5 protein-coding genes are annotated in these 5,001 nt (G+C 64.4%); 1 reads left to right on the forward strand and 4 read right to left on the reverse strand.

What is annotated here, in order from left to right; genetic code table 11:
* The 4 genes from EN994_RS17495 to EN994_RS17510 all read right to left on the reverse strand — a co-directional run.
* On the reverse strand, positions 1–562 hold a 562-nt coding region (locus EN994_RS17495), incomplete at its 3' end, for an aminotransferase class III-fold pyridoxal phosphate-dependent enzyme (RefSeq protein WP_127307678.1).
* 19 nt (positions 563–581) lie between these two features.
* Positions 582–1,250 (reverse strand): HAD-IA family hydrolase, encoded by a 669-nt coding sequence (locus tag EN994_RS17500; RefSeq protein WP_063169694.1) that lies wholly within the window; start codon positions 1,248–1,250, stop codon positions 582–584.
* On the reverse strand, positions 1,247–2,527 hold the full coding sequence (locus EN994_RS17505) for a Tm-1-like ATP-binding domain-containing protein (protein ID WP_063169693.1): 1,281 nt from the start codon (positions 2,525–2,527) through the stop codon (positions 1,247–1,249). The genes EN994_RS17500 and EN994_RS17505 overlap by 4 nt, the downstream gene beginning before the upstream one ends.
* On the reverse strand, positions 2,527–3,297 hold the full coding sequence (locus tag EN994_RS17510; protein WP_063169692.1) for an IclR family transcriptional regulator: 771 nt from the start codon (positions 3,295–3,297) through the stop codon (positions 2,527–2,529). The genes EN994_RS17505 and EN994_RS17510 overlap by 1 nt, the downstream gene beginning before the upstream one ends.
* A gap of 173 nt (positions 3,298–3,470) precedes the next feature.
* On the opposite strand from EN994_RS17510, the gene EN994_RS17515 reads away from it, so the two are divergent.
* A complete protein-coding gene (locus tag EN994_RS17515) occupies positions 3,471–4,919 on the forward strand; it encodes an APC family permease (RefSeq protein WP_027161147.1) in 1,449 nt (482 codons plus the stop codon).
* Positions 4,920–5,001: the final 82 nt, after the last annotated feature.

Consider the following 5,001-nt stretch of genomic DNA (forward strand, 5'->3'; position numbering starts at 1 on the left):
GACAGGTCCAGGGCGCAGGAATGTGGAAGACGCCCGGCAGCAGCGGCTCGTAGTTGCGGCGGAAATTGGCGTTGCCGTTGACCGACGCGCCACCGAAATGCGTGCCGTGGTAGCCTTTCTTCAGCGCCAGGAACTTGGTCCGGTCGGCCTGGCCGCGGATCTTCCAGTACTGCCGCGCCAGCCGAAGTGCCGTTTCGACCGAATCCGAGCCGCCCGAAGTGAAAAACGTCCGCACCATGCCTTCTGGCTCGAACCATTCGCAGAGTTCGTAGGCGAGCTCGATCGACGGGCCGGTCGAGGTGCCGCGAAAGCCGGAATAATAGGGCAGCGCGCCAAGCTGGTCGGCGATCGCTTTCTTGATCGGTTCGCAGCTGTAGCCGAGATTGACGTTCCACAGGCCGCCGACGGCGTCGAGCACGGTGTTGCCGGCGATGTCGGTGACCATCACACCCTCGCCTTTCATGATCACCTTTGGCGGGTTGGCCCGCATCTCGGCCGGATGCGCCATCGGATGCCAGATCGGCTTGGCGTTGGTTTCGGTGAGAAAATTGATGTCGCGCATAATGGACTCCGCAAAAATCTCAGGCAACTGGGACGAGGTCGAAATGGCCGAGCGCCTCGGCATAGGAATGAGCCGGGCGAGCGACGTCGAAATGCACCGTGCGCATGCCGGCAGCACAGCCGCCATCGACATTGCGCCGCTGGTCGTCGACGAAGACGCAAGCGCCGGCAGGCAGGCCAAGCGCCTCGGTGACGAAGGCATAGGCACGCGGGTCGGGCTTGAGGATGCCGGTGTAAGTGGCGTCGATGATAACATCGAACAGGCCGAGCAACGGCAGCCGCTGGCGGAAGTCGGCGCCGTAGAACAGGTCGAGTTCATTGGACAGGATGGCCAGTCGAAAACCGGCGGCATGCACCGTGCGAATGGTGCTGTCAGCCTCCGGCCGCACCACCTTTTCCGGCTCGGCCCCTCGCGCGCGCCGGACGAAGGTCTCCATCGCCTGCCAGTCCTCCCCCACCAGACGGCCGACCTCGCTTGTGCGTGTGCGCCAATAGTCACGCTCGCTGATCTCGTCGGCCTGCATGGCGCGCCACAGCGGATCGCTGCCCGGATCGAACGGCCCGCGCCATTGCAGCGTCCCCGGCGCGAGGCCGAGCGCCTGTTCGGTCAAGGCGTGGGTCTCGAACAGCGTGCGGGTGACGACGCCGCCGAAATCGAGGACAAGCGCCTGGACGGGAACAGCACTCACGCCGCCACTCCCTCGGCCGGCTTGCCGCGCGGAACGATGCCTTCCTCGACCCAGCGGTCGAAGATCTCGAGCGCCTTGCCGACGAAGTCGTCGCTGTTGATGTGAGCGTCGATCTCGTGGAACTCGACGCCGGCGGGAATGACCTTGCGCATTTCGTCAGTGAAGGCGGCCAGGGCTTCCGGCTCATAGAGCGGCTCGCCCTCCACGTCCCATTCCTGGATGCCCTGGGACGGCAGGATGAAGGCGGAGCGGCCTCTGGCGGCACCGAGCTTGGCGGCGATGGTCCTGGCGACCTGGCGGCGATCGTCGGCATCGACGGTGATCGAAGCGATCAGCCTGTTGTGGGCATGAAACGGTCGCGTCGAGAATTTAGCCGGCAAATCCTGCCAGGTCGGCAGGTCGACCATGTCGACCGCGCCGGGTGCTGCGATCTGCGGAACGCCGCGGGCACCGGCATTCTCCAGCCGGTCGGTGCCGGAACTGACGACGGAGCCCGCGAGATGGTTGGTGATCTCCTGCAGGCTGAAGTCGAACACCGCGCAGAAATGGTCTTGGCCGGCAATCGATTCGAAGGCGCGGCCGCCCATTCCGGTGGTGTGGAAGACGGCAACGTCATAGCCGCGCTGTTCCAGCGCCGGCTTCAGCGTCTTCATGTAGCGCAGGCAGCTGCTGCCGAGCGAGGTCATGCCGATGGTCGGGCCTGTTGCCCGCGCCGACACGCGCGACGCCAGCACGATTTTCGCCGCGCCGACGACCGCACCACAGGCCTGTGACAGGACCAGCCTGCAGATCGAGTTGAGGCCGTACAGCCCGCCCGCCCAGAGGATCATCATCAGGTCGGGCGCGACGCGCTCGGGTGGGATGAGGTGCGAATAGGCGATGGTCGAGACGACGAATTTCGGCACGCCGAGCGGCAGGCAAAGCGCCACGTCGAGCGCCAGATCGGTTCCCATCGAACCGCCGATGGCGATGAAGGCGTCAATCTCGCCGTTTTGATGGAGCTTGCGCACCAGTTGCACGGCGCCGCCGGCCATCAGCGTCATGGCGGTGTTCTCGTCACCACTCGAAACGATCTCGGCGATCGTCACATCCACCGCCCGCGCCACGGCGTGCTTATCGTGGTCCGGACTGTAGGGCGGGTCGCCCAGCACGCTGACATCCATCATCACGGCGCTGCCGCCCGACTGCTCGATGCACTGTTTCATGAACAACAGCTCTTCGGCCTTTGTGTCGCCCGTGCCGATGACCAGGATGCGGGGTGCTGTCTCCGAGGGCATCAGGCCTGCCTCCTCAGGGTTTGCAGGTTTTCACCGTTGAGGCGCATGGAAATCTCCCGTGCCGCCGCCCTCACGGCAAGTCCCCGCTCCGTGATCGCGGCCGCCGTCGTTCTGGCCTTTGGCGCCGCCACCGCGATGGTGCCGAGCGCAAAGCCATCCGCCCCGCGGATTGCCGCCGCGACGCTGATCACACCTTCCTCATAGCCCTGGTCGCAGATCGAATAGCCGCGCTCGCGCGCCTCGCCCATGGATCTTGAGATGGCGGCCGGCTCGATCAGCGTATGGGCCGTGAAGGCATCGAGCGAACCCGTCAGGCACGCCTTGACGGTCTCGTCGCGGGCGAAGGCCAGATAGGCGATGCCCGACGCGGTCGAATGCAAAGGCAGCAACTGACCGATGTCGATGTTGACCCGGTTTGCCCATGCTGGATGCTCGACGTTGACGGTGACCAGCCTGTCGACGCCGAATTCCGACAAATGCACGGTCTCGGCCGTCGATGCGGCCAGGTCCCGCACCAGCGGAACGGCCGTCTGCAGGAAGGGAAAGCGCGCCTCGCGGATGCGCGCCAGCCGCGACAGCCCGGCGCCGAGGCGATAGTGCCGCGTACCCGCATCCTGCTCGACGAAACCACGGCCGGCCAGCGCTACCAGCAGCCGCCTTGTCGTCGCCTTGTCGAAGCCCGAGCGGCGCGCCAGATCGGACAGGCCGAGCTCGGGCTCGTCGACGTTGAACAGCTCCAGAAGCGAGATCGCTTTTCCGACCGTACTCAAATTTGCCTCCCCGTTCGGGACAATCATTTAACGTGTGAATTAACTTGACAGGCATCAGCATTGTTTGCAAGTCTATATTCAAAATAACGGTTCAAATAATGAACCAACCGCCAGAGTGCATGGGACAGGCCATTCGGCCGGCGAACTCAAGGGTTTGCAAACAGGAGGGATCAATGACAGCAGTCTCGGAACAGGCGCCGGCCAACAGGCTGCGCAAGAACAGTCTTGGCGTCGGCGCCATCACCTTCATGGTGATTTCTGCGGCCGCCCCACTCACGGCAGTCGCCGGCGGCACGCCGCTTGGCATGCTGATGGGCAATGGCGCCGGCTTTGCCGGCACCTATCTCATCGTGACCGTGCTGCTGCTTTTGTTCGCGGTCGGCTATGTCGCCATGTCACGCCATGTCGGCAATGCCGGCGCCTTCTATGCCTATGCCGCACGCGGCCTCGGCAGCATGGCCGGCGGCGCCACGGCGCTGATCGCCATCCTGTCCTACAACGCCATGCAGATCGGCGTCATGGGCCTGCTGGGCGCCGCAACCGCCGGCCTGTTCGCCGGCTGGGGCATCAACCTGCCCTGGTGGGTGTGGAGCTTCATCGCCATCGCGCTGGTCGCCGTGCTCGGCTATCGGCAGGTCGACCTCTCCGCCAAGATCCTGACGGTGCTGGTGCTGTGCGAATATCTTGTGGTGCTGATCCTCGATATCGCCATCCTCAAGACCGGCGGCGATAGCGGCCTGTCGGCGGCGCCATTCAGCTGGAGCCAGATCGTCAGCGGCTCGCCGGCCATCGCCATCCTGTTCTGCTTCGCCGCCTTCATCGGTTTCGAGGCGACGACGATCTATGCCGAGGAAGCCCGCGACCCAAAGGTCACCATTCCGCGCGCCACCTATTTCTCGGTCGTGCTGATCGGCGTCTTCTACATGCTCACGGCATGGCTGATGGCGGTCGGCGCCGGTGTCGACAAATTGCTGCCGACGCTGCAGGGATTGCAGGATCCGACGACCTTCCTGTTCGGCCTGTCCGACCGCTACGCCGGCACGATGCTTTCGCAGGCGATGAGCATCCTGTTCGTGTCGAGCCTGTTTGCCGGCGTGCTGGCGTTCCACAATGCGGTTGCGCGCTACATCTACGTCTCGGGCCGCGAGAAGCTGTTGCCGCAGACGATCGGCGTGACGCATCCGGTGCACCAGAGCCCACATGTCGCTTCCGTCATCCAGAGCGTGCTCGCCGCGGTCGTTGTCGGCCTGTTCGCCGTGCTCGGCCTCGATCCGGTGCTGGCGCTGTTTTCGTGGCTGACCAATGTCGCGACGCTCGGTGTCATCGCGATGATGGCGGTGGCATCGCTTGCCGTGGTGATGTTCTTCCGCGCCAACCCGGCGGCCCACGAGAATGCGCTGAAGACCACCATCCTGCCCGGGCTGACCTTCATCGCCTTCGTCATCATCATCTATTTGATCGTCATCAATTTCGGCAGCCTGTCGGGAGCCGGCGGTTTCCTTGGCGTGTTCCTGCCGGGGCTGGTGCTGATCGCCGCGATCGTCGGCCTGCTGCTGGCCAGCGCGCTGAAGAGCCGCGATCCGGTCGCGTTCAAAAACCTCGGCCAGCCGCTGAAAGATTGAGAAAAGCAAAGGGGCGGCATGCCACGCCGCCCCTTACACCACAAGGGGAGTGGCGGATTTGAGGTTTGCCGAAAAAATCACC

Source organism: Mesorhizobium sp. M7A.F.Ca.CA.002.09.1.1 (assembly GCF_003998555.1).
GTDB lineage: Bacteria > Pseudomonadota > Alphaproteobacteria > Rhizobiales > Rhizobiaceae > Mesorhizobium > Mesorhizobium ciceri.